The organism is Pseudoalteromonas sp. MMG033, from assembly GCF_057197785.1.
Window position 1 is genome coordinate 706922 of record NZ_CM170070.1, and the last position, 25291, is coordinate 732212.

The 25291-nt window shown below is 42.4% G+C and carries 22 protein-coding genes; 13 read left to right on the plus strand and 9 right to left on the minus strand.

Annotated features, from left to right (window positions below; genetic code table 11):
• Nucleotides 1-144: 144 nt before the first annotated feature.
• From AC2CZC_RS03410 to AC2CZC_RS03425, 4 genes are all read right to left on the minus strand, one after another.
• A complete protein-coding gene (locus tag AC2CZC_RS03410) occupies nucleotides 145-1362 on the minus strand; it encodes an NAD(P)/FAD-dependent oxidoreductase (RefSeq protein ID WP_484583820.1) in 1218 nt (405 codons plus the stop codon).
• Nucleotides 1349-2752 carry an FAD/NAD(P)-dependent oxidoreductase gene (locus tag AC2CZC_RS03415; protein ID WP_484583821.1) on the minus strand — a complete coding sequence of 468 codons (1404 nt, stop codon included), beginning with the start codon at nucleotides 2750-2752 and terminating at the stop codon, nucleotides 1349-1351. The genes AC2CZC_RS03410 and AC2CZC_RS03415 overlap by 14 nt, the downstream gene beginning before the upstream one ends.
• On the minus strand, nucleotides 2739-3065 hold the full coding sequence (locus AC2CZC_RS03420) for a 2Fe-2S iron-sulfur cluster-binding protein (protein WP_484583822.1): 327 nt from the start codon (nucleotides 3063-3065) through the stop codon (nucleotides 2739-2741). Before AC2CZC_RS03420 ends, AC2CZC_RS03415 begins: the two co-directional genes overlap by 14 nt.
• A gap of 262 nt (nucleotides 3066-3327) precedes the next feature.
• On the minus strand, nucleotides 3328-3816 hold the full coding sequence (locus AC2CZC_RS03425) for a winged helix-turn-helix transcriptional regulator (RefSeq protein WP_484583823.1): 489 nt from the start codon (nucleotides 3814-3816) through the stop codon (nucleotides 3328-3330).
• Nucleotides 3817-4089: 273 nt separating this feature from the next.
• On the opposite strand from AC2CZC_RS03425, the gene putA reads away from it, so the two are divergent.
• The 3 genes from putA (at nucleotide 4090) to AC2CZC_RS03440 (ending at nucleotide 10359) form a co-directional block, all read left to right on the plus strand.
• Nucleotides 4090-7893: a bifunctional proline dehydrogenase/L-glutamate gamma-semialdehyde dehydrogenase PutA gene (putA, locus tag AC2CZC_RS03430; protein ID WP_484583824.1), complete on the plus strand. Its 3804-nt coding sequence runs from the start codon at nucleotides 4090-4092 to the stop codon at nucleotides 7891-7893.
• 248 nt (nucleotides 7894-8141) lie between these two features.
• On the plus strand, nucleotides 8142-9341 hold the full coding sequence (locus tag AC2CZC_RS03435) for an aromatic amino acid transport family protein (RefSeq protein ID WP_484583825.1): 1200 nt from the start codon (nucleotides 8142-8144) through the stop codon (nucleotides 9339-9341).
• A 142-nt stretch (nucleotides 9342-9483) separates the two neighbouring features.
• Nucleotides 9484-10359, plus strand: coding sequence for a hypothetical protein (locus AC2CZC_RS03440; protein WP_484583826.1), 876 nt, complete (start codon nucleotides 9484-9486; stop codon nucleotides 10357-10359).
• A 48-nt stretch (nucleotides 10360-10407) separates the two neighbouring features.
• Here the strand turns inward: AC2CZC_RS03440 and AC2CZC_RS03445 are convergent, their stop codons facing one another.
• From AC2CZC_RS03445 to pomA, 3 genes are all read right to left on the minus strand, one after another.
• Nucleotides 10408-10938: a hypothetical protein gene (locus AC2CZC_RS03445; RefSeq protein ID WP_484583827.1), complete on the minus strand. Its 531-nt coding sequence runs from the start codon at nucleotides 10936-10938 to the stop codon at nucleotides 10408-10410.
• Nucleotides 10939-11113: 175 nt separating this feature from the next.
• Nucleotides 11114-12049, minus strand: a complete 936-nt coding sequence (locus AC2CZC_RS03450) for a flagellar motor protein MotB (RefSeq protein ID WP_063363179.1) — start codon at nucleotides 12047-12049, stop codon at nucleotides 11114-11116.
• Between the two features lie 3 nt (nucleotides 12050-12052).
• On the minus strand, nucleotides 12053-12820 hold the full coding sequence (gene pomA, locus AC2CZC_RS03455; RefSeq protein WP_063363178.1) for a flagellar motor protein PomA: 768 nt from the start codon (nucleotides 12818-12820) through the stop codon (nucleotides 12053-12055).
• A 244-nt stretch (nucleotides 12821-13064) separates the two neighbouring features.
• Between pomA and xseB the strand changes: the two genes are divergently transcribed.
• The 6 genes from xseB to AC2CZC_RS03485 all read left to right on the plus strand — a co-directional run bounded on the left by xseB (nucleotide 13065) and on the right by AC2CZC_RS03485 (nucleotide 19829).
• Nucleotides 13065-13307: an exodeoxyribonuclease VII small subunit gene (gene xseB, locus AC2CZC_RS03460; RefSeq protein WP_063363177.1), complete on the plus strand. Its 243-nt coding sequence runs from the start codon at nucleotides 13065-13067 to the stop codon at nucleotides 13305-13307.
• Nucleotides 13308-13311: 4 nt separating this feature from the next.
• The gene (ispA, locus tag AC2CZC_RS03465; protein ID WP_484583828.1) at nucleotides 13312-14199 is read left to right on the plus strand and encodes a (2E,6E)-farnesyl diphosphate synthase; all 888 of its coding nucleotides are present in this window, start codon (nucleotides 13312-13314) and stop codon (nucleotides 14197-14199) included.
• A 112-nt stretch (nucleotides 14200-14311) separates the two neighbouring features.
• On the plus strand, nucleotides 14312-16177 hold the full coding sequence (gene dxs, locus AC2CZC_RS03470) for a 1-deoxy-D-xylulose-5-phosphate synthase (protein ID WP_484583829.1): 1866 nt from the start codon (nucleotides 14312-14314) through the stop codon (nucleotides 16175-16177).
• 661 nt (nucleotides 16178-16838) lie between these two features.
• Complete coding sequence (locus AC2CZC_RS03475) at nucleotides 16839-17075, plus strand: helix-turn-helix domain-containing protein (RefSeq protein WP_484583830.1); 237 nt, start codon at nucleotides 16839-16841, stop codon at nucleotides 17073-17075.
• A 300-nt stretch (nucleotides 17076-17375) separates the two neighbouring features.
• Nucleotides 17376-18632 (plus strand): alpha/beta hydrolase, encoded by a 1257-nt coding sequence (locus AC2CZC_RS03480; protein ID WP_484583831.1) that lies wholly within the window; start codon nucleotides 17376-17378, stop codon nucleotides 18630-18632.
• Nucleotides 18633-18755: 123 nt separating this feature from the next.
• Entirely contained in the window at nucleotides 18756-19829 is a 1074-nt protein-coding gene (locus AC2CZC_RS03485) for a PAS domain-containing protein (protein ID WP_484583832.1), read from the plus strand.
• A 38-nt stretch (nucleotides 19830-19867) separates the two neighbouring features.
• Here AC2CZC_RS03485 and AC2CZC_RS03490 read toward each other — a convergent pair whose 3' ends face one another.
• Entirely contained in the window at nucleotides 19868-20356 is a 489-nt protein-coding gene (locus tag AC2CZC_RS03490; RefSeq protein ID WP_484583833.1) for a Spy/CpxP family protein refolding chaperone, read from the minus strand.
• Between the two features lie 333 nt (nucleotides 20357-20689).
• Here AC2CZC_RS03490 and AC2CZC_RS03495 point away from each other — a divergent pair, with 333 nt between their 5' ends.
• The 3 genes from AC2CZC_RS03495 to AC2CZC_RS03505 are packed head-to-tail and all read left to right on the plus strand — an operon-like array spanning nucleotide 20690 to nucleotide 23701.
• Nucleotides 20690-21376, plus strand: a complete 687-nt coding sequence (locus tag AC2CZC_RS03495; RefSeq protein WP_484583834.1) for a response regulator — start codon at nucleotides 20690-20692, stop codon at nucleotides 21374-21376.
• A gap of 1 nt (nucleotide 21377) precedes the next feature.
• Complete coding sequence (locus tag AC2CZC_RS03500) at nucleotides 21378-22748, plus strand: ATP-binding protein (RefSeq protein ID WP_484583835.1); 1371 nt, start codon at nucleotides 21378-21380, stop codon at nucleotides 22746-22748.
• A complete protein-coding gene (locus tag AC2CZC_RS03505) occupies nucleotides 22748-23701 on the plus strand; it encodes an alpha/beta fold hydrolase (protein WP_484583836.1) in 954 nt (317 codons plus the stop codon). Before AC2CZC_RS03500 ends, AC2CZC_RS03505 begins: the two co-directional genes overlap by 1 nt.
• On the opposite strand, the gene AC2CZC_RS03510 is transcribed toward AC2CZC_RS03505, so the two are convergent.
• A complete protein-coding gene (locus AC2CZC_RS03510; protein ID WP_484583837.1) occupies nucleotides 23656-24552 on the minus strand; it encodes a cation diffusion facilitator family transporter in 897 nt (298 codons plus the stop codon). The two genes, AC2CZC_RS03505 and AC2CZC_RS03510, sit on opposite strands and share 46 nt — an antisense overlap.
• 269 nt (nucleotides 24553-24821) lie before the next feature.
• Between AC2CZC_RS03510 and trmL the strand changes: the two genes are divergently transcribed.
• Nucleotides 24822-25286, plus strand: a complete 465-nt coding sequence (gene trmL, locus AC2CZC_RS03515) for a tRNA (uridine(34)/cytosine(34)/5-carboxymethylaminomethyluridine(34)-2'-O)-methyltransferase TrmL (protein ID WP_023398897.1) — start codon at nucleotides 24822-24824, stop codon at nucleotides 25284-25286.
• Nucleotides 25287-25291 lie beyond the last annotated feature (5 nt).

Sequence of the window (25291 nt, forward strand, 5' to 3'; positions counted from 1 at the left end):
TAACAATTTCACTCATAAAGTCAGGTTGATGCGATAAAAAGCACAAAAATACCCACCAAATTAAACTGAAAAATCGTCACAAAATGTAAATAGATGAATAAATGACTCACACAGCGGTATGAGTCATCAAAAAGGTAAGTTTAGTTATGTGGGATCGTTATCAAAACGACTGACATTAAACGGGGTCAAATCAATCGAAGTTGGCTGTTCGGTGACGAGTTCGGTTATCAATTTACCTGTAATGGCCGACGTCAAAATCCCCGTCCTGAAATGGCCACAAGCATTAAGATACCCTTCCACACCAGACACTTTACCCAAAATAGGCAACTCATCTGGTGTGCCCGGTCTAAGGCCAGCCCAACAACGCTTGATGTTAGACTCATTGAGAATCGGTAAGCACTTCATCGCCCCACGGGACAATTCTTGGATCTTATCTAGGCTATTGGTGGTATCGAAGCCTTTTTCTTCCGTGGACGAGCCTATCAAAATCTCCCCATTGTCTTTTTGCGCGATATAACAATCACTGGTGCTGATACAGCCATTCATAATTTTTGGCATGCGCTCTGATAAGACAATTTGCCCTTTAACTGGATAAACAGGCATATCTTTACCTGTCGCCTGCTTATACAGCTCATTAGCCCATGCCCCCGTTGCATTAACGAGCGTGTCACAATGTAAATCTCCCGAGGCGGTTTTCAGCCCCACCACTCGATTTCCCTCTTTCAATACTGACTGTATTTCAGTATTTAAGAACAGCTCAACGCCATTTTGCCTTGCAGCTTCAGTATATGCTTCAACCAAACGATATGGATTCACTTGGTGATCGCAAATAAAGTCTATGGCGCCAATGGCATCTGGCGTAACATAAGGCTCCTCAGATTTTAACTGCTCTGCATCTAACCAACGGATCTGATCACTTAAATGAGGAATACCACTGACAATTTGATCGGCGTACAATTCATCTTCCCGGTTATACATAATAAATTTGAGCCCAGTACGTTCAAATTTAAAATCTACACCATGCTTGTTGCGCAGCTCTTCATATAAATCTGGGTACATATCATTGGATTTAAGTGCAAATTCAAAAAAGCAGTCTGGTAATTGGTGTGGACGCATGGTTGGTACTTCTTCACCTTTTGCCTCACTGTGCAGTTTAGACAAGGTTTTAAAGAATATAACACCGCAGCCAAGTCCTACCGACTCACCGATGGCCCATAATCCACCTGCAGATGCTCTGGATGCATTACCGGGCTTTTTTAAATCAACCAACGCAATCTTTAAGTCTGTATCACGACTTAAAAAATAAGCACACGCAGCGCCTACAGCACCGCCACCAGCAATTACAACATCATACTTGTTCATTTAGCGTTTCTTCCATAAAAGTAAAAGGGATAGGATCAAGCGGGAATCGAGGCTTTATTACCCCGGTATTTTTGTCATGTCCGGCCTGATGGAGTAGATCAAGGGCATAGCTACTGCACGTTTTCCCCTGACAGTCACCCATACCAATCCGAGTACGCATTTTCAGTGTTGTTAAGTCTTTCACACCCTCAGCGATGGCATCAGTAAGCTGCTTTTTAGTTGCTTGCTCACAACGACACACAACCGTATCGTCTTGAGGCAAATCCAATAACCCCGTTTGACGCGCACTAAAGCGGTCAAAGCCAAATCGAAAACGCTTGATACGTGCATGCTTGCGCTCTATTTTGCGTTTTTCTTTTGCCATAGTCGCACTCTCTAGCAAGCCACGTTGATGCACAATGTTGAGCGCCGCTATCTGCCCCTCACAAATCGCAGCATCCGCTCCTAGCAAACCACTGCTGTCACCAACTACATACGTATTTTTTTGGCTACTTTGATAATTATCATCAAGTGTAGGTATGTAACCACTTACTTTAGAATAATCATGTTCAATACCCAGTAACATAGCCAACTGAGTACGTGCAACAAAACCATAACCGACACCAATCGCATCCACGTCTAATGGCTTAGCCTGACTAATATCAGGACGCCACTGATCATCATAGGGCGCGACAGACACTTGCTCTAGGAATTTATCCCCCTGTGCACTGACAATACCGTGACCATAGTGAAAAGGAATTTGATGCTTTTTCAAATAGCTCATCATGCTTAAGCCATTGAGCGTCAATTTTGGTTTATGTAATAAGGCCACCGCTTCTTTGGCTAGCTTGTTGAAGGCACTCGCTTCGTAAACCCCCACGACATCAACGCCCGCTTTGTGCAGCTGACACGCCACTAAGGGTAATAATGGACCCGTGCCCAATAAAGCCATTTTGCTACCTGGCTTTACCAAACCACTTTTGATTTGTAATTGCACACCACCTAGTAACATGACCCCAGGCAACTGCCAGCCAGGAAAAGGGACACTGCGCTCATGACAACCCGTAGCTAAGATCAGTTCATTGTGCTCTAACGTGGTCAGCCCTCCGCCTTCACTCAATAATAAATGCTGATCACCTTCAGGCCCCAGTACACGAGTTTGTAACTTGAGTTCAATGAACGATTTATGCTTTTCATAACGAGTGCGCAAAGCACTCATAGCGCGCTGTAAATTATCGTCCAAATGCGGCAGTGTGGCTGTATTTCTAAGTGGTCCACGGTAGATAACCCCGCCGATTTTAGAGGTCTCATCAATGATAATAGATGGGATTTGGTACTTTCCAAGCATGGCTGCTGCGGCCGTACCAGAAGGCCCCCCACCCACAATCACAACAGGATTAGACTTTTTCATGATCAATCCCCACATCTTTAAACCGATTACTTAAAGTTTCGACCTGCATATTGGGTTCAACTAGGGTCTGACAGGCTCTTTGCTTGTATCGTTTATTCACCTTTACATGACAGCAATGGCATACGCCCATTGCACAATACCCGCCCGTGACGACTTTTCTGTCGTTTTCACATACTTGCTTAACGTCTGCCGCCTGCAATACTGAGAGGACTGTTTCGCCTTCACAAGCGGTAATAGGTTGGTCATCTATGAGAATTTGAAATGTAATTGAGTCTAAAGGCGTAATATCCTTTGTACGCGTCGCTGTTGTCATTGTTTTACCTTTCGCTACTAAATTTCATGTCAGCCTAGGGTAAAAAACTGCCAATAAAAACCACAAATTTACATAAATTAACCTTTTATTGATCTAGGTTAAGGAATTATGAAAAACACGTTATTTGTAATGCCTTGTAATGTATTTCTTTGCAAAAACATGATTCAAATAAAACAAAAAAACTAATGTTATTTCATTATATTAGTTCTAAAAAAGGCATAAAACAGTATGTTTCCCATACATGGTCAGCACTAAAAAGATGTTAGCTTTTAGGTAAAATGGTCACACCCACATCTTGCTTAACATGCTCAATCACCATATATGTATGGTTTGTGCCAACACCCGGTATTTCGACAATTTGACCAAGCACCTCACGATACTGATGCATATCAGAAACCCGAATTTTTAATAAATAGTCGAACCCACCAGCGACCATGTCACATGCAACCACGTGGGGGATCTCTACAACATGCTGTTTAAAGGTTTCGAATACTGACTCTGTTGAACTTTTGAGTGTGATCTCAACATGCGCGACCAACTGCTGTCCAAGCTTCTCAGCATTTAATCTTGCAGTGTAGCCTTCTATATAACCCTCTGACTCTAGCTTCTTAACCCTATCTAAGCAGGGACTGGGACTTAAATTGACAGCTTTTGCTAAGTTAACATTTGAAATTCGGCCATTTTTTTGCAATTCATCTAAAATTGCATGGTCGATCCTATCTAAGATACGCGTTTTTATCGAAGTGGTCATACAGTATAAAATTCTGCAAGAAGGTCTAATCTCCCTCAAATTTACCGTAATTCAAAAAAATAAGACAGCACATTCTGCTGCTCTATCTATACAATGCTCGGAAATTATTATGGATGTCCCTTCTTTATGAAATTTGTTTCTACGAGCAAAGGGGCTAAAATTTAACCACCGCAAAATTACGCAGCGTTCATTTTTATAATGAGGCAAGAAAGCAATCACAGCCTTAGGCTATGCTTTCTGTAGTATTTAGGTTTTCAATAGAGGGTTTAACCTATGCTATTTCAAGGCGACTTAACAACCCAGTGTCCGATCCGTCAAAAGATCCGTGACTTCTACCGCATTGATGAAGAAACTGTTATCGATCACATTTTACCATTGGCTGAGGTCGGTGTTGCTGCCCGTACTCGCGCATGGGAGCGTGCTCGTCAGATGGTATTAAACATCCGTAATGACCAACAAGGTCAAGATGGTGTAGACGCATTACTAGAGGAGTACTCACTGTCTTCTGAAGAAGGTGTTGTACTCATGTGTTTGGCTGAAGCACTATTACGTGTGCCTGATGCTCAAACGCAAGACATGTTAATTCGCGATAAACTTAGCAAAGGTGACTGGAGCTCGCACTTAGGCAATAGTGACTCACTATTCGTAAATGCGTCGAGCTGGGGCCTACTACTAACCGGTAAAATGGTTAACTATGCAGATAAGAATAAAGAAACGCAATTTGGTTTGCTAAAGCGTACTATGGGCCGCATTGGTGAACCTGCAATTCGTAAGTCAGTGCAATATGCAATGAAGATCATGGGCCAGCAATTTGTCATGGGTACCACGATTGAAGCGGCACTTGAGCGCGCCAAAAAGAAAGAAGCTACGGGCTACGCATACTCATACGATATGCTAGGTGAAGGCGCACGTACTATGGCTGACGCCGAGCGTTACTTCAACAGCTACATGACAGCTATTCACGTGATTGGTAAAGCAGCTAACGGTCGTGGCCCAATTAAAAGCCCAGGTATTTCTGTCAAACTATCCGCTATTCACCCTCGTTATGAGTTTTCGCACCGTGACCGTGTCATGGCTGAAATTGTGCCTAAGCTTAAAGAACTGGCACTTGCGGCAAAGCAATATGACATTAACTTCACAGTAGATGCGGAAGAAGCTGACCGTTTAGATATCTCACTCGATATCATTGAAGCGGTATTCTCTGATGATGCGCTGGGCAACTGGAATGGCTTTGGTCTTGCGGTACAAGCATACCAAAAACGTGCTATTTGGGTGATTGACTGGCTTGAAGCCCTATGTCGTCGCGTTGGTCGCAAGATGATGGTTCGTCTTGTAAAAGGGGCTTACTGGGATACTGAAGTTAAGCTGACGCAAACTGATGGTCTTGAAGACTTCCCTGTATTTACACGTAAAGCAACGACTGATGTTTCATATAAAGCATGTGCTATCAAACTGATGAACGCACGTGATGTGATCTTCCCTCAGTTTGCAACACACAACGCCTATTCTGCGGCGACTATCCTAGAACTTGCCAATGGCGAATTCAATAACTTTGAGTTCCAGTGTCTACACGGTATGGGTGACTCACTGTACAACCAAGTAGTAACAGAGGATAAAGTACAGTGTCGCGTATACGCACCTGTTGGTCACCACGAAGACTTACTTGCTTACCTTGTTCGTCGCCTACTTGAAAACGGCGCAAACTCGTCATTCGTAAACGCGATTGTTGATGAGTCGATGCCTGTTGAGTCGCTACTTGAAGATCCGGTTGAAAAGATCCAACGTGTTAAGCATAAGCGTAACATGCAGATCACCATGCCTATCGATCTATACGGTGAAGAGCGCAACAACTCTAAAGGGCTAGATTTAACCAACATCAACCACATCACGCCAATGCGTGAGAACTTACAAAAGTGGGTTGATGACAACCTAATCACTGCTGAGGATGTACCTGAAGGACACGAAGCTGTATTGAACCCAGCAAATCACAGCGAAGTTGTGGGTTCTATCCGCCACCAAGATGCACAAGAGATGCAACAACTTGTCGCTAGCGCAGAAGCTGCTTTTGCCACTTGGTCACAAACGTCAGTGAACGAACGTGCAGAAATTCTGCGTCGTACTGGTGATATATTAGAACTTCATCGTGACGAGCTGATTGCGATGTGTATCAAAGAAGCGGGTAAAATCACCCAAGATGGCATCGATGAAGTACGTGAAGCGGTTGATTTCTGTCGTTACTACGCAGCAAAAGCAGAAGAACTTGCACTGGATGAGCGCTTTAGCCCACGCGGTGTGATCTTATGTATCAGCCCTTGGAACTTCCCACTGGCAATCTTCCTAGGTCAGGTTGCTGCTGCTATCGTAACTGGTAACACAGTTATCGCAAAACCTGCTGAGCAAACATCATTAGTTGCGCTTCGCACTATTGAGCTTATGGAAGAAGTCGGTTTACCAAAAGGTATCGTACAGCCTGTTATCGCTCGTGGTAGTGAAGTTGGTAAGCACATCGTTCCAGATACACGTATCCAAACAGTGATGTTCACAGGTTCGACTGAAACAGGCACACGTATTTCGCAAACACTAGCTGAGCGCGGTGGCGATCAAGTTCCACTGATCGCGGAAACGGGTGGTCAAAACTGTATGATCGTTGACTCAACAGCACTGCCTGAGCAAGTTGTTGATGACGTTATCTCTTCAGGTTTCCAAAGTGCTGGTCAGCGCTGTTCTGCACTGCGTGTACTATTTGTACAAGAAGAAATCGCAGACAAAGTGATCAACATGATCAAAGGTGCAATGCAAGAGCTTCACATTGGCAACCCTGCACACCTTTCTACAGATGTGGGTCCAGTCATTGACCAGAAAGCTTTGAATGCACTCAATGAGCACGTTGAATACCTAAAAGGTAATGCAACACTACATTATGAGTGTTCACTACCAGATATGGGTGATAACGGTCACTTCTTCTTTGCACCGCGCTTATATGAGATCAGCGACCTGTCAGTGCTGAAAAAAGAAGTATTCGGTCCATGTGTACACGTGATCCGCTTTAAAGGCAGTGATATCGACAATGTGATTGACCAAGTCAACAGCACAGGCTTTGGTCTAACCATGGGTATCCACACACGTATCGAAGAGCGAGCAGAATATCTTGCTAAGCTATCTCGTGCCGGTAACATCTATGTCAACCGTAACATGATCGGTGCCGTAGTAGGTGTGCAGCCGTTCGGTGGTCGTGGCCTATCTGGTACAGGGCCAAAAGCAGGTGGTCCAAACTATATTGCCCGTTTGGTAAAAGAAAACCAAGCAGAGCAGAATACCCAAGCGACTAACGTTAAAGTAGATAACGAAGAGATCACAGCTTACCAAGGTGCGCAAGAGCAGGCATCACGCATGATGTCGCTATCTAAGCGTGATGAGAAAGCTTGGCGTGCAATGCCACTGAACAACCGTGTTTCTGCGGTACGTCAGCTATTGGCTAAACTGGCTAAAGTAGAGCTCCTAGATACATTTGCTGATGATTTGAATAAAACATTAGCCGATGCTCGTGAGCAACTTATCCGTGTTGAAAAGCGTTTAGATACAGTAATTGAGTTGCCAGGACCAACAGGCGAGTCAAATACACTGCGCTATGAATCACGCGGCTGTGTAGTGTGTTACGCAGACAAAGAAACGTCTTTCAACTTCTGGGTGCTCTCTGTGATCACTGCTCTGGCAGCAGGTAACACTGTTATCACGGTTGTCTCTGACTTGTTCCATGAAGAAGCTATCGCGTTTAGAGATAAGTTATTGAGCTGCGGCATTTCTGAAGGCGTACTACAGGTTGCTAAGCTAAACCAGCTGCCTGCAATCTTAGCCCATGAACACCTAGCAGGTGCTGTGGTTAGTAGCGATTGTGAACGTAAAGGCTATGTCAGCACACAGCTTGCTGCACGCAGTGGCGCTATCTTGCCGGTGATCAGCGCTGAGTACTACGATACCCTACTAGGTCGCCTAGTCACTGAGAAAACAATCAGTATCGATACGACCGCATCTGGTGGTAATACATCACTGATGACTCTCGTTGAAGACGATGCGTAACTGACGCATCTAAAACGATATATTGAAAAGCCAGCGTATGCTGGCTTTTTTATGCTCTGCGACTTATCAAGGTCAACTTGATGATAATTGACACTTTTTGAAACAAGCTCATTGCATTATCCGTAAACAAAATTAACCTTTGTAAGACATAAATTACAAACTTTCACTTTGATTTGCAGCAAAACTATTTCAATTTTTAGCAGAGCGGTATATTGTGCCTGTTTCTCTCACAAATATAGGGGCAATTTGTGCTTAATAATAAAACGCTAGGCAGCATGCTCATCGTTGCTGGTACAACGATTGGCGCAGGCATGCTTGCATTGCCTATCGCATCAGCAGGACTTGGATTTTCAACGTCACTTATTTTGATCATCGCAACTTGGTTGCTAATGACCTACACCGCCCTTCTTATGCTCGAAGTTCATCAATTCGCAAATAAAGAAGCCACACTCAATACACTAGCAAAACAGATCCTTGGTAAAAAAGGCCAATACATCGCAAATTTTTCGATGGTATTTCTGTTTTATGCATTATGCGCGGCTTATATTGCCGGTGGCGGTGCCCAACTACAAGAAAAGCTCTCTGCTGCAACAGGTATGAATATCGCGCCACAAGTCGGTTCAGTAGTGCTAGCACTCATAGTGGCGACAATCGTCGCGCTCGGCACAAGTACTGTCGACAAACTCAACCGCGTACTATTCACAATCAAAATTATTGTACTGGCCAGCTTATTCTTCGTACTTACTCCTTATGTCCATGGACAGCATTTGCTCAATATGCCAATGGAGCAAGGTCTTATTCTATCTGCTATCCCTGTTATTTTTACTTCATTTGGCTTTCATGGCTCAATTCCTTCGATAGTCAAATACGTAGGCTTAGACATTAAGACATTGCGCCGCGTGATGATTGCTGGTGCCTCTTTACCATTAGTTATATACATCTTTTGGCAGCTATTAAGCCAAGGTGTCATGGAGCAAGAGGCCTTAGCACAAAGTGAAGGTTTACCGGGTTTTGTCACCGCAATTTCCAATATTGCGCACAGTAGCCAAGTACATACCTTCGTTACCGTTTTTGCTGATCTTGCACTTGCAACTTCGTTTTTAGGCGTGAGCCTTGGTTTATTTGACTTTTTCGCCGATGCGTTTAAGCAGCAAGGTTCAGGGCGAGATAGAGTGGTCACCGCTTTAATCACGTTTACACCGCCACTGGGCTTTGCGTTATTTTACCCACAAGGGTTTATCATGGCGCTAGGCTATGCAGCCATTGCTTTGGTTGTTTTAGCGGTCTTCTTGCCAGTTGCCATGGTGTGGCAGCAACGAAAAAATCAAAATGCAGGCTATCAAGTACAAGGCGGTAATCTTGGTCTCATTTGCGCGGGCTTATGTGGTGTGCTTATCATCTCAGCACAGGGGCTCCAAATGTTTGGCTTGATCCCAGCTTTAGGATAACACTTGTTCAACAGCCCTAGCTTAAGCTCTTTGCTTAATCTAGGGCAATATGTAATTCATTATCTACTACTTTTTACAATTCAAATATCGCTTTTAAAGCCTAGCTATGAATATAATTGATTAACTTACCAAGGAGTTGATTATGAGCAAGGTTACATTAGCAATAGTGCCATTATTGCTATTAACGGCATGTGGAAGCGAAAACGAAAAGCCCCTAGAAAAAACAAACACTGCACAATCTAATAGCACCACAGCACAAAAACCAGAACAAGATTGTGGTTCAGATTTTCGTGCTGAACGCTCCATCAATAAGCTCGAATTTAAAAGCGCATTTTGGCAATCAAGTAGCGAAGTTTTACAGTCGAAACCTGAATTGAGAGTTTATGCCGATAAAAACTCTTTTGGCGCGACACACACCGTTTCATCCGATGTTCCTCAGTGTATATTAGCTGCTAATATTTTTGGTTCTACTGGTGCACAAACTTGGCAAGAGAGTAGTAACGCTTTTTTCAAGCAAGGCGAGCTAGTGTATTATTCACCAGAGTTTATCTTTAAAACAGAGCTACCTGAGATCAGCTCTTTAAAAGACTGGCGCAATAAGGGTCGCCCTGAGGGTTTTAGTCAAACCATTGATTCTGTCAGTTTTACAGTTCACTACCGAGACAAGAGCGGTGTCTTAATTACATTTGGTGCAGATAATACCAATACGACTAGTATGGCTTTGCAATGCAATAAATCCGTACTTGATTTGAAAGCAGTCATACAGCCTGTTGCATGGAGTATGCAAGATCAACTTGATATGGCTTATTGTGAAGAAGTTCAGATAGGGTTAGACACTGAATTGCATTGTTTATCTGTGGTGATAAACGAAGAAACAGGGCTGGAGTCATGCAGCTTCGAGCTGACAAATGTGATATTGCCGGATCAAAATGCGAATAAATCGACAGTCAAGATAGCTGGTGTATTAGAATTCGCTACAGACACTGCAAGTCTGGAAATCAAAGGTATTAAATTATAAGTGGATCTGTACAGAAATATTCGGTGTGTATAAAGGGATAGTTAAGCTCTACCCCTCTTTTTCTTTTCTCTGCATAAACGTCATTTGCTTAGCTTTTTTACCAATATACGTAAGCAAAGGTGCAAAACAGAGCATTACAGTCATAAAGTTAACTATTGGCAAAACAGTTCGGTAGAAATAAGCAGAATAACTTGCGTCCATTAGATGAATATCAACAAGCCTAAACAGCTGTAATAAAGGTGCGGGCAAGACAACGAGCTGAACTAAAATACTTTGCCACATGTACATTTTATCACGCAACGCCCAATAGGCGACAATCGCAATAAATACAATGTCATTCAGCGCCCAAACAATATACCTATATACACGATCTGTGTCGTAGTCTATTAAAGGCCTAAAAGTGAAAAAGCCTATAATATAAAAAGCCGAACACAAACAAGAATATCTGAGCGCCATCTTATCTTTATTCAAGATAAAAATGAACACAGACACAAATGCTAATAAGTAAGACACTTCAGCAATTGCTTTAATGTACTTAATCGAGAAATCAGCACTGTTTAAATATTCGACTAAAGACACAGCTATACCTTATGCTTTGATGCTACTTTTCTTGCTCGTCTCCGGTATCATTACCGTCGCCATTACCACCTGGGAACCTATTGAACTTATTGAATGCAATCATGGTAAACTCCTTTAAAAATTGAGATTTCAAGCAGATATACGGTAGCTGAAAATAGGCTTGGACGCAACTTTTCTAGTTAGTTTCCCTTCTAACTTCAATAGGATCGGACTCTTTTGCTTTACCTTGTAAAATTGATATCTCAACACGCCTATTGCGCTTTCTATCAGTATCGTTCGCATTTGGTACTAAAGGTCGAGTATCAGCATGACCAACTACTACCATTCTGTTTTTATCGAAACCACTGACTGTTTGCATTTCACTCGCTACAGCAACTGCACGAGTCGCTGATAAATCCCAGTTATTGAAATACAGTTCATTGGAAACCTGAAAGTCATCGGTGTGTCCAGACACAGTGATTTCCCCAGGTACATCCTTGAGTAGCTCAGCAATATCATGGATCACCGGTTTGAATTTTGGCTGTAAAAAAGCGCTCCCAGATGGAAAAGAGCCATTCTCTTGGATCCTGATGATAATTTGCTGCCCAAGTGATTCTAATTCAATTGCCCCATCCATTATTTGCTTTTCTAACTGCTGGGAGATCTTTTTAACCAGCTCGTTGACCTGTTCCTGATCTGCCGCAGAGACCGCTTGTGTCATTGATTGTTCTTGTGCTGTACTTGCAGATTCACCACCACGTTTGTTACCCCGCTGCTCTTGGCGGCCACCAGCAGAACTTTCTTCGCCCGCCTGAAATTCCAACATTTGCTGGGTCATTTCAACCGTTTGTTGTTGAATCGTTTCAATCGGAGTTGGTTCTGGTTTACCAGGGGTAAACTCCATGGCGATGACACTCGTCCCTTTCGGAATATCTTTTACTTCGATTTTATTCTGTACACCAAACGCAAACTTCATTGACCCGGCAATTTGCTTAAATTTCAGAACATCCATTTCTGAAAACGCCAATAATAGAACGAAAAAGCACATCAGCAGTGACATCAGATCTGCAAACGTCCCCATCCATGCAGGCAGCCCTGGGGGCGGGCATTTACATTCGTTCTCATCTGACATTATTTACTCCTCACCGCCATCACCGCGTTTAGACTCTGGTAGGTAGTTTTTCAAAATGCCCTCAATTACTTTCGGATTCTGGCCATCTTGAATACCCAAAATCGCATCTAAAATTAGGCGTTGGTTTCTTTCTTCTTCGTCTTTCCTAAGCTCGAGCTTTACCTGAATTGGAATAGCCACAACGTTTGCCAAAAAAGCACCGTATAGCGTGGTTAGAAGTGCTACCGCCATCGCAGGACCGATGGCCTTTGGGTCATCCATGTTTGATAACATGGCAACAAGACCAATAAGTGTACCAATCATACCCATTGCCGGGGCTATATCTGCAAGAGACTTAAACAAGCCCGCGCCCATTTCATGCCGATTAGCTGTGAGGGCGATGTCTTTTTGCAATGTCGCCCTAACAACATCCGCATCATGACCATCAACTAACATATCCACACCTTTTCGCATAAACGGGTTGGGAATTTCTGCCTCTTCTAAAGCAAGAAATCCACCTTTACGCGCAGAATCCGCAAGCTCAACTGCTTTTTCGATTAACTCTTCAGGCGTTTCAATTTTGAACATAAACGCCTTACCGGCGACCTTACCTATGCCTAAAAACTGTGCAAGTGTAAAGTTAGACAAAACAATAAAAATTGAACCACCAAATACAATAACAACCGATGGCGTATTGTAAAACATGGCAAGTTGCCCATCACTACTGAGTACCATAGACATAACAATAAGGCCTATTGCACCAAGGATACCTATAACGGTTGCTAAATCCACACACCCTCCAAAGGCATTTATTCGTGAGATATCACGCAGTTATTCTTATACGTTGTGTTATCGGCAAGTTTCGCAATAACTTAATTCAATTATATTAAAAAGCCTTTAAATTGCGAGGATTAACCAAAACTATCAGATCATATTAACTGCTTAACGCCGCAAAAAGTCTATCAGATGCTTTGACCTCAATCTTCATAAGCAATAAAATTACCTTCCTAATGCTTTGCTTGAGAGTAAAAAAGAGATGGCAGTTAAAAAACCTGAAAATATGAACTTTGAAGAAGCTGTCAATGAGCTTGAATCGATTGTTCAAGAAATGGAACACGGTGAGCTTACATTGGAGCAATCTTTAAAGCAGTTTGAAAGAGGGATAAAACTTGCTCAGGCTTCAAATCAAAAGCTTCAACAAGCAGAACAAAAGGTTAATATTTTACTCGCTAACGATGAGGCCAGTGCGCCAAGCGAGTTTTCAGAGCAGGTAGACTAGTTGCGTGGAACTACATGAAAGATTAAACATCGCAAAAAAAGATGTTGAAAAAACAATAAATGCATACTTTGCACAAGATTTGGACACTGATCCTACTGCAAAAGCCGCTGCGCTGTATTCTATAAGCAATGGTGGTAAACGTCTGCGCCCATTTTTAGTCTACGCGACGGGCGAAATGCTAGGTGCGAATATAGAAGATCTTCATATTGCAGCAGCTGCTGTTGAATGTATTCACAGTTATTCCCTCGTACATGACGACTTACCGGCTATGGATGATGACGATCTTAGACGTGGTAAGCCTACCTGCCATATTGCATTTGACGAAGCGCAAGCCATTTTGGCTGGCGACTCTTTGCAGACATTAGCCTTTGAATTTCTTTCATCACATCAGTTTCAGGTCCCTGCTCCACAACAAATTGCGATGATTAAAGCGCTTTCCCGCGCTTCTGGTCTGCAAGGTATGGTAGGTGGACAAGCACTTGATATTGCTGCAACAGACAAGCAAATCAGTATTGCAGCCCTTGAAGACATACACAGATTAAAAACAGGTGCTTTACTTAATTGCGCCATAGAACTAGGCGCACTCTGTGCGACTAACATTTCAGATTTAACACGTAGTCAATTAAAGGATTTTGGCTTAGCTATTGGACTAGCATTTCAAGTTCAAGACGATATTCTAGATATTGAGAGCGATACAAGCACACTCGGTAAACCGCAGGGCTCTGATTTACAACATAATAAATCAACTTATCCGGCTCTACTTGGTATGACAGGTGCTAAAGATAAAGCACAAACGCTTATCAACCAAGCGCTAGAAGCACTAGATAACATAGATGCAGACACTCGCTTACTAGCTGAGCTTGCCAAATATATTATCGCTCGGGATCATTGATTATCGCAACGAACACATGACTATTTAATGACAAGTTCCCTTTAAATTTATAAAACTATCGGCAAGCTTTGTATATAATTGGGCAAGGTTTGCTAAGGATATTACGAATAATATGACTCTTGATAGTAGCAAGTATCCGTTATTGGCATTGGTCGATCAGCCACAACAGCTAAGGCAGCTGCCTCAGCACAAGCTGAACGAATTTAGTGCTGAGCTAAGAAATTATTTATTAGACTCTGTCTCTCAAAGCAGTGGTCACTTGGCGTCTGGATTAGGTACCGTTGAACTAACCGTCGCCCTTCATTATGTTTACAATACCCCAGTAGATAGACTGGTTTGGGATGTTGGTCATCAAGCTTACCCACATAAAATATTAACTGGTCGAAAAGAGCAGATGCATACTATTCGTCAAAAAGATGGTTTGCACCCTTTCCCGTTTAGAGAAGAAAGTGAATATGATACGTTTAGTGTCGGTCACTCGAGTACATCTATCTCAGCCGCATTGGCAATGGCAATTGCCGCAGAGAAGGAAGGCAAAAACCGCAAAACAGTTGCGGTGATTGGCGATGGTGCAATGACAGCAGGTATGGCTTTCGAAGCAATGAACCATGCCGGTGATGTTAAATCAGACATGTTGGTAATTTTAAACGACAACGAAATGTCTATTTCGGAAAATGTTGGCGCACTCAATAATCATTTTGCTCGTATTCTTTCAGGTAGCTTTTATACCAATATCCGCGAAGGTGGTAAAAAACTGCTTTCAGGCGTACCACCAGTGAAAGAGCTCGCCAGTAAAGTTGAAGAACATTTAAAAGGTATGGTGATACCAGGCACGTTTTTCGAAGAGCTAGGCTTTAACTATATTGGCCCTATTGACGGTCATGATGTTGGTATGTTGGTCGATACGCTGCGCAATATGCGCAACTTAAAAGGCCCACAATTGCTGCATGTGAAAACGCAAAAAGGAAAAGGGTATCAACCTGCTGAAGCCGATCCAATTGGCTATCATGGTGTACCAAAGTTTGACCCTAGCATTCACCAACTGCCAAAAAGCAAACCAAGCGCGCCTACGTTCTCCAAAGTATTTGGTGATTGGTTATGTGACATGGCGGAGCAAGACCCTAAGCTAATGGCTATTACACCAGCCATGCGAGAAGGCTCTGGTATGGTGCGTTTTTCTAAAGAGCACCCAAGTCAATATTTTGATGTTGCTATCGCAGAGCAACACGCTGTGACTTTAGGCGCTGGTTTTGCCTGTGAAGGCTTAAACCCTGTTGTAGCTATCTATTCTAGCTTTTTACAACGTGCATATGACCAGTTAATTCACGATGTGGCAATCCAAAACCTCCCCGTACTATTTGCGATAGATAGAGCAGGTATTGTCGGAGCTGATGGAGAAACACACCAAGGGGCATACGATCTAAGCTTCATGCGATGTATTCCTAATTTAGTGATTATGGCACCGAGCGACCTCAACGAGTGTAGGCAAATGCTTTACACTGGACACACGCTCAATCAACCTGCGGCAGTTAGATACCCTCGAGGCTCGGCAGGTAGTGTTGAACCAACACCTGAGATGACGCAGTTACCTATCGGCAAAGCCAACACCATTCGTGAAGGACAAAAACTCGCGATACTAAACTTTGGTACATTGCTAGATAATGCTCGCAGCGTTGCAGAGCAGTTAGATGCAACACTTGTCGATATGCGTTTTGTGAAGCCGCTAGATGATTCTTTGCTTGCTTCTCTTGCCAAAACACACACTCACTTTATTACATTGGAAGACAATGCCATTGCTGGCGGTGCAGGCAGTGCAGTTAGCGAATATTTTGCACAACAAAATATCGCACGCCCTGTTAAGCACTTAGGCATACCGGATGAATTCATCAAACATGGTACGCAAGCGCAAATGCACAGTGAAATGGGCCTAGACAGCGATGGGATCCTTACTGCTGCAAAAGCATGGATTGAACAGTAAATATATTAATGTAGTGGCTGCATAAGTAGTCACTACATTTTCCACGAACATATTCACCATTCTCACAACTCTTTACACCTAAAACAAATCAAATTAATTCAATATTGGCAACAATAAATTACTCTTAATCAACTTAAAAGTGTCACTTCAGTAGATATGCTCCATTCAGAACGCCCTTCCATTTAAAATACAAAAGTTTTGGAAAAAACTTACTAAAAATTAAAATAATCATTGAAAATGCAATTACAATCATAACCATACAAAATAATCAGCAATATAAATGACGTGTTCAAATAAGTTAATGCGTTCTTTTATTACACAATAAAAAATAAGTATGGGTAAAATTCAGTCAATATAAATACGGTTTTTAGTACATAGATACCTCTTATGAAACATTTCATATTACTGAATGAACAATAGACAACAATGGGGTATTGTGATAAAAATTTGTAAAAAATTACAATCTAAATCATAGATAAGTAGCACACTATCTAAGCAACTTTTTATTTTTGCTTGATTGTATTTATTCATGTTGGGCAATGAGTGGCATTCATAAGACTTGCCAAATAACTTGTTTTTCAGTGTTGCTTGGCAAAGCTGTAACAAAGCGTCTTTAAGTATTGAAAACACATAACGGAATAGATGTTAAAAGGAAGAGGAAATGGTAGATTTTTTTGCAAGATATATCACTGGTGATGACCTAAGAGCATTGCGAAAGAAAAAAGGGGTCACAACCGAAATCATGGCCAAGCATTTAGGTGTATGCCGAAAAACTTACGAAAACTGGGAACGTGATGTAGGCCAACCTAAATTAAATCAGTTTTTCGCGATATGTGCATTTTGCTCTATCGACTTAAGCGAATTAATTACCAAGATCAGAGGGCACCAAAGCTCTTAACACAACCCTTCTTTACAGTAAGCATACTGACATCGGTGAAAGAGGTAATGCTATTCACGCAGCATTATATTTCTTTCGCCTGCTTTGATTATCTTAGCCCGCAAGTAACTTTAACCTATCATTACACATCTCTTCTGCTCCCCCTCTAAATAACTTACTGTTGATAAACTTTCATGTTTACCAAGTCCATGTAAAAACATCACCTTATATAAAATACACAACATGACCCTGTTTTGTCGCTTGCATTTCACTTTGAATTCTTATCAAGATAAATTTCAATACAACATGATAAGGACAATAATGATGTTTAAAAAGCAATTAGCCAATGTGGTCAACCTATTGTTTTTCACATTCCTAAGTACACATATCAACGCATATGAATACTCCGTGGGGGTCACCTATTTCACCGCTACCGATTATAGTCGAACCGAAAAGCTCACCTTAGATCACTCGGACTACCGAGATATTTTGATAAAAATTTGGTATCCAACTACTAGCCCCAATACGGATTTACCCAGCTACTTGCACTTTCACACCGAGCAATACCCTTATTCGACAGCCACACCGTCAGAACACCACACACAATTACATCAATACTTAAAAACGCTCCCTTTTGAACTCACTAAAAATGCGCCTCTGGCTGAAAGCTCAGCCCCCTTTCCCATAGTGATGTACTCACATGGCTATCAGTCAACGGTTGAAGATAAAGAGATCCTAATGATAGAGCTTGCCAAAAAAGGTTATATCGCTGTCAGTGTCGGCCACCCTCACCACGCTCAGTTTGTTACTCAAAGTCATAACCAACATGCGACCTATGACAGTGACGCGCGAGCCAATGATTTTTATATCAGTGAATTAGCAGATGTGAGCTTTGATGAATTGGTTGCTGAATTAGATGCCCTTGCAGGCATTGAACTCAATGATGAACAGGTCGCCCGAGTTTACCAATTAATGAGCTGGACTGAAGGCGATCGCAAAGCGCTCGATATGTGGGTGGCAGACATGCATTTTGCGTTTGATCAACTCACGCGACTTCAATATGGCCAATACTGGGGAATGCACTATGTGGATGAGCACCTAAAAACCTTTAAAGGTCAGTTAGATCTGACTCGCTTGGCTGCGATTGGCCTTTCCTTTGGCGGACCCACTGTTGCCGCATTTTGCCAGCAAGTTTATCAATGCAAAGGCGCAATCAACTTTGATGGCTTACATTTTAATTTGTCTCCTAATATGCCATCGCTCAAGCCTTATTTGATGATGCACTCAGAGCTACCTCTCAACGGAGATTATAGCGTGGTGTTCAATCAACAAGTTGCCGATACTTATATGCTGCAAATTAACGGAGCATTACATTGGGATTTTTCAGATTACCCTTATGTGTTTCCATTTGATCGCAATCTACCTTTTTTGGGTAGTATAGATCCTTACCTTGTGACCGAGATCGTCAACTCAATCAGTCTGCAATTTATCGATGTCTATCTAAAAGAGGCATCAACAAAAGCGGAGCTTGTCGAGCTACTTGAGAGTTACGCTCCTGTGAAATTTAAATACAAATAGAAAAGTTGCGCTTACCCTTCTAATGAAAAGGGTAAGCCAAACACTGCCTTTATATTTTTTGGCATTTCCTCCATAAAAGACAATACTTAAGCTCTAAACAGACGCCACATAATAGGCCCACTCATGCCCAACCAAGCAAAAGACATGGAAGAGATGCTATTTTTCAGTCAAATGCTGAATGAATGCTCGCCACTCGAGTTGTTGAAGCAAGTACTTATGCACTCACACCATGCGATTGTTATTACGGATGCTGATGCCAGCGCAGGCTATCGGATCATCTATGCAAACCCCGTTTTTTGTCGCCACACTGGATATGAATTGGCAGAGCTGGTTGGTATGTCTCCTCGCATACTACAAGGGCCAAAGAGTAATAAACGCATCATAGAAAAGCTTACCCCCGCTTTAAAAGAGCATGGCTTTTTTTATGGTGCATCAATTAACTACCGTAAAGATGGCAGCATGTACCCTGTCGAGTGGAATATATCTGAAATCAAAAATGAGCAAGGTGAAGTGACTCATTACATGTCGATGCAAAAAGATCTCAGTAACTTTCACAGACTTGCCAAGCAAGTTAAAAAAAGTAATGAGAACTTTAAAGACTTTTACCTCTCAACCACCAAAAAAGATAAAGCACACGCTAATAAAGAGGTATTAGACGCATTAAAAGACAACCAAAAAATCTATGCGGGAGGTCTGAGAAACGATGAAAACGCCGATTTATTTGAAGATGCTTTTTTTGATTTTTCACCCGATGAAATGGGGGCTTTAGGAAATAAAGTCGATAAAGGTGAGCTCAGCGCAGAAGAGTTCTGGCGGGAAAACCCCATTGATGATGAAGATGTATCTGCACTGATTGAATCGATACAAGAGGTAGATGTAGAGTTAGGTCTATTACAGTCTCAGGGACAGAGTAAAGAACGTCTTGAAAATATTGCCAATGGCTTTAAAGAGGTTGCCAACAACCTGTATTTCTGTGTCGAGTTCAATGATGGGGCCCTCATCATCGATGAAGTTGCCAATATACTTATGGTCTTAGAAGAGAGTCACGAATTTCCCATTGACGTGCTTGTGACCTTCAATAAGGAAGTTTATGAGTGGTTAGACGGTGCGGTCATTACTAAAAGTGCCGAAAATATCTTCGAAGGTGAGAACAATACTATTGCAGCAGGCAATCAGCTTCTGCTGTTTCTAAAGTAATTGAAATGGGCTGAGCAACAGTGCTCAGCCCATCATGCTTAATTATCGCGCTTATGTTGCATGCTTGCCATGTACTTACGCTTTCTTTTGGCGATTTTACTACGCTGTTCATCCGTCAGAATGTGGTGAATTGCATGCCGTGCTTCAAGCATAGTCAGCATAAATGCTTGCTTCTTCGGTGAATGCTCCTCTAATAACAACTGCGCCTGCGTTTTATCAAAGGTATCGGCTTCTATGATTGATTTAAACGCTTGGCGAGGCTTGCTCGGATAAGCCTCTTTTAAATCTTCAAGCTGTGCTTTGTAAGTTGCAAATACAGCTTTCAGCTTATCCTGCTGAGTTTGGGTCAGTTCAAGATGACGGATCGCCTTGTCCGATAGTAACCGTTTTTCTAAATGCGCAAACGGTTTCATTTGATGACGCTTTGTTTTTTGCTCATGACTTGTTGGTTCACTGGCTAACGTGGTGTGTGGGATCACTCCAACACTGATGCAACTTGCTAGTAGTAGGCTGGCTAATTTATTCATCAAGCTATCTCCGGTTGATTATGTTAATGCGAACGTTCGCTCTTACTCCTTTTAACTGAGCGCGCCTCGTATTCATGTCATGGTGAACTTTAGCAAGCCTAAAGCAAAGCAACGTCAAGCTAACGTAAAGTTATGTCAAAAGCGATAACAAGGCATCTCAGAGCTCCTATTTTCCCTAACAATGTGCAAATATTATTGAAATGATGAAATCAATCTAAGATTTGAATCGGTTGCCTGATCCGTATCTTTTAGCGTAAAGAAGTGTAAATTCAATTCGAAGCCTCTTATAGTTAAGTAAAATGATTTCATTAGATAATTGAAAAAGAAGCCGTTATGAGCACGTCAATTCTTATCATCGACGATGACCAGTCACTGTGCGAGTTGCTGACAGAATACCTAGAAGCTGAGCAGTTTAAAGTCGAATGTAAACACGATGGTGAACAAGGTTTAGACTCAGCTTTAAATCACGAATTCGGGGTTATCTTGCTTGATGTGATGATGCCTAAAAAGGATGGCTTTGACGTGTTAAAATCTCTCCGACTTAAAAAAATGACCCCTGTGATCATGCTCACAGCCAAGGGCGATGATTTTGATAGAATATTTGGTCTAGAGCTGGGCGCAGATGACTATATTCCAAAACCATTCAATCACCGTGAATTACTTGCAAGGATCAAGGCCATTACTCGTAGAGTTGCCCATTTAACTCAGCACAGCTCTCCTTTGCAACTTGAGTATCATGGCCTTGCACTGGATATAGCGTCGAGAAGTGCCAGCCTAAACAATCAAGTCATCCCATTAACGGGCACCGAGTATGAAGTGCTCTATCAACTGATGAAGTCAGCCGGTGAAATTGTGAGTAAACAAACTCTTTGCCAAAGCGTCTTAGGCCGCCCTTTGGCTGCCTATGACCGCTCCGTCGACATGCATGTCAGTAATGTGCGAAAAAAACTGGCTCAATGCAGTGAGCATACTTTTATTAAAACATTAAGAGGCTCAGGATACATATTCCTTACAGCTTAATATGAGAAAATTTTTAGCAGTAAAAGTCTTTTTTTGGTTTTGGCTAACCATACTTTGCACCTTATCTTTACTGATAAGCATTAGCTTATTACAACCTGATATGTTGGCCAGTAAAGACATTTCACCGCCAATGTTGAAAAACTTATTTCATTTACAACGATCATTGGAGCGTCATGTTGAACGCATGCCAGAGAAATCGATTGCGCAGATCATCTCAAATCGACGACATAACAAACGTGCAAAGGTTTATCTCAAACATATTGAATCTGAGAAAAGCTTAGTCAGTGCAGAAGAGCTCTATGCCTACGACTTAGCCCTACTCAACTTTGCCATTAACGGTGAACCCAAAGCCATTAATACTGAAAAGTTTCGAGCCTATGGCCCTTTAAAAATGCATATTCGCGGCGATGAATTCCAACTATTTATGATTATTGATAACCGTGAAGATGACTTATTTCTAAAGGTCCGACTGTTGCCACAATGGCTCAAGCTCTCAATTATATTATTTGCCAGTATGTTACTGAGCTACTGGTTTGCTCGAGGGCTTCTTAAACCAATAAAGCAGCTACAAACAGCCGCAGCCAAACTTGCCAATGGTGCCCTTAGTACACGTGCAAATGTCGATAATAAACGTCAAGACGAATTAGGCCAGCTAGGCAAGGACTTTGATGCGATGGCGTCTCAGCTTGAGTCTCAAGTACTGAGTCAAAAACGACTGCTTGCTGATATTTCTCATGAATTGCGCTCTCCACTAACACGACTACAAATGGCAACGGGCATTGCTGCCAGTAAAGCCAGTGGCGACTTGGATAGCTATTTGCAAAGGATCGAAAAAGAGTCCCAACTGCTCGAACATATGCTCAGTGATATTTTACAGCTCTCTAAGCTGGAATCTGGGATCAATCATTTTGAACCACACCCCATATCAGTAATCGACTTACTTACGCCAGTTATTAATGACGCGGATTTTGAAAGCCAACAGCTAGAGAAGACAATCAGTACTAATGAATTACCAGATGCGATTATTGAAGGGGATGAGATCCTGCTCAGCAGAGCAATTGAAAACATAATCCGCAATGCACTCAAATACGCTAAAAATCAAGTCACGCTCACAAGCCACATAGCAGAGCAAGGTCTGGTACTCACTGTCTCCGATGATGGTCCAGGTGTCAGTGATGAGATGCTCGATAAGCTTTGCATTCCATTTTATCGCGCATCTCAATCAAGAACCCCAGATAACAACAAAGCTGGCGGCTTTGGTCTGGGTTTGGCAATTGCGCAACATGCGATAAAAGTGCATCATGGCCACATAGAATTTAATAATCGGCAAGGTCTTTGTGTGACCCTAACGATCCCATTGCAGCAGCTTTAATGTTTTATAGTCAAAGTTCTTCGCTTTCAGATAATCAATGTGCCATCGAACAGCACTGGCAAGTTGGTATTAAAGGGTATATCCACACTCAAGTTGGTAAAGTTTTTTATTTTCGTCACATTCCTGCACAAGCAAAGTACACGCTTGTATTGGTAAACGGTCGAATAGAAAGCGCTTATAAATATAGGGAACTACTTTGGGAATTGGCCCAGAATAATATTGGTGTTGTCACCTTTGATCATCCCGGACAAGGCTATTCTGAACGCCTATTAGCCAATAGACAAGTTGGCCATATTCAAAATTTTAAACAATATAGCGACGTACTTCGCCTCATTATCGCAGAGCAAGTGACGCCTCACACTGATAGTTGGCTTTTTTTAGCCCACTCAATGGGCGGCGCTATCGTGCGTCATTATCTCGAAAACACACCCAATACAGACGCAAAAGGGGCGTTTTTCAGCGCACCGATGTTTGAGATAAATACAGCCCCTTACCCAGCCTGGTTTGCTAAATCGGTAGCAAAAACCGCTTGCATACTTGGTAAAGCAAAAGACTTTGCCATAGGCCAGCAATCTTATCAGCCAAAATCATTTGAAGATAATGAACTCACCGGGTGTGATGAACGATATCAAGCATTCAGAGCACTCTATGAACAACATCGTGAGTTACAACTTGGCGGCGTGAGTTTTGGCTGGTTAAATGCAGCACTTTTTGAAACCAATAAAAAAAGGCAACCTATTTCACTGCCAATGGGTATCGCTAGCGCCGAGCATGACAGTATCGTCAATAGCCAAGCGCACTTTGCATATGCATCGCAGCAAACGCTTTGTAAGGTAGAAAGCTATCCTGGCAAGCATGAACTGCTCTGTGAAGAAGACACAATTAGGCGTGCTGTACTGACGCAATGCTATGAATTTGCAGACTCAGTAACACTCAAAGAAACAGGATCTTGATGCACAAGGACATCTATTTCCCCTTCACTATTTTCTTGGATCCGTGCCACCACTTCATCCGCAATTTGATGTGCCTCCATCAAGGGCATATCGTCATCAAGCTCTAGATGAAGTTGCACAAACTTCACTTTCCCCCCTTGGCGTGTTCTTAAGTTGTGCACGCCATACACGGCTGCGTGAGAGGTCGCAATCGCCACGATTTCAGCTTTTTCCTCCTCTGGAAGCTCCTTATCCATTAAGTGATCAGCACTTTCTCGGGCAATACCCCAGCAATTGTACAGTAAATATAAAGCAACCCCGATGGCAAACACCGGATCAGCCCAACCAATACTATAATGACTCAACATCATCGCGATAAGTACAGCAATATTAAGCAAGATATCGCCTTTGTAATGCATCGAGTCTGCTTTTATTGCTAAAGATTGGGTACGCTTTACAACTTGGTGTTGCACTGCAACTACGAGCAAAGTGCAAATAATGGCAAATATGCTTACCCAGACGCCCAGTAAACTCTGATTGATTTCAACGGGGTTAAACAAACGCTCAATACCATGAAAAGCGAGTAAACAGGCTGAACCAGAGATAAATGCAGCTTGACCAAGACCTGCGAGCGCTTCCGCTTTTCCATGACCAAACCTATGATCATCATCTGCGGGGCGAAGTGCATAACTCAAGACAAAAAAGCTCATCAGTGACGCGGTCACATCCAACATGGAGTCAGTTAATGAGCCCAACATTGCGGCACTGCCCGATGAGAGCCATGCCCAAGCCTTTGCGGCGATCATCACACCAGCCATTATGATGGTGAAAATACTTGAAAAACGTACTAATGCGTCATAATCTCGCGCCACACTTCCCCCTTAATAACGCAGGTGACCACCTTCTCATCATACGACAGTTCAGCCAATTGGTAGAAACTTTATGTCAAAAAACAGGTAGCTACCCTATTTCTGTATCAGCAATTTACCTACCTCACTGACATAATCAATATTTAAATAGACTGTTCTACAAGACAAGAATTAATTAAAAAACTTATCACGGCCCGAGAACCTATTCATATTGTCTAGTTGCACAACGTCCAATAAGCTATACTGCGCTCAAATTGAGTTAGAGGTTAATCATGTTAGACATCGTTTTATATCAACCTGAGATCCCACCAAATACGGGCAACATTATTCGTTTATGTGCCAACACTGGCTATTCATTACACTTGATTGAGCCGCTGGGATTTGACTGGGATGACAAACGTGTAAGGCGTGCAGGACTGGATTACCATGAATTCAGTGAAGTTAAGCGTTACCCGTCTTACGAAGCGTATTTAGAACAGCGCAAGCCTAAACGTGTATTTGCATGCACAACCAAAGGCAAAGCTTACCACCATGCACCAAAATACCAAGCCGGTGATACATTGTTGTTTGGACCAGAAACCCGTGGCCTGCCCGAAGAAATTATTTTTTCTCTACCTGAAGAGCAAAGGCTCAGAATTCCAATGAAACCAGATAGCCGCAGCATGAACTTATCTAACGCGGTATCCGTATTCGTATATGAGTCTTGGCGTCAGTTTGATTTTGATGGCGCGGTATAAAAGCC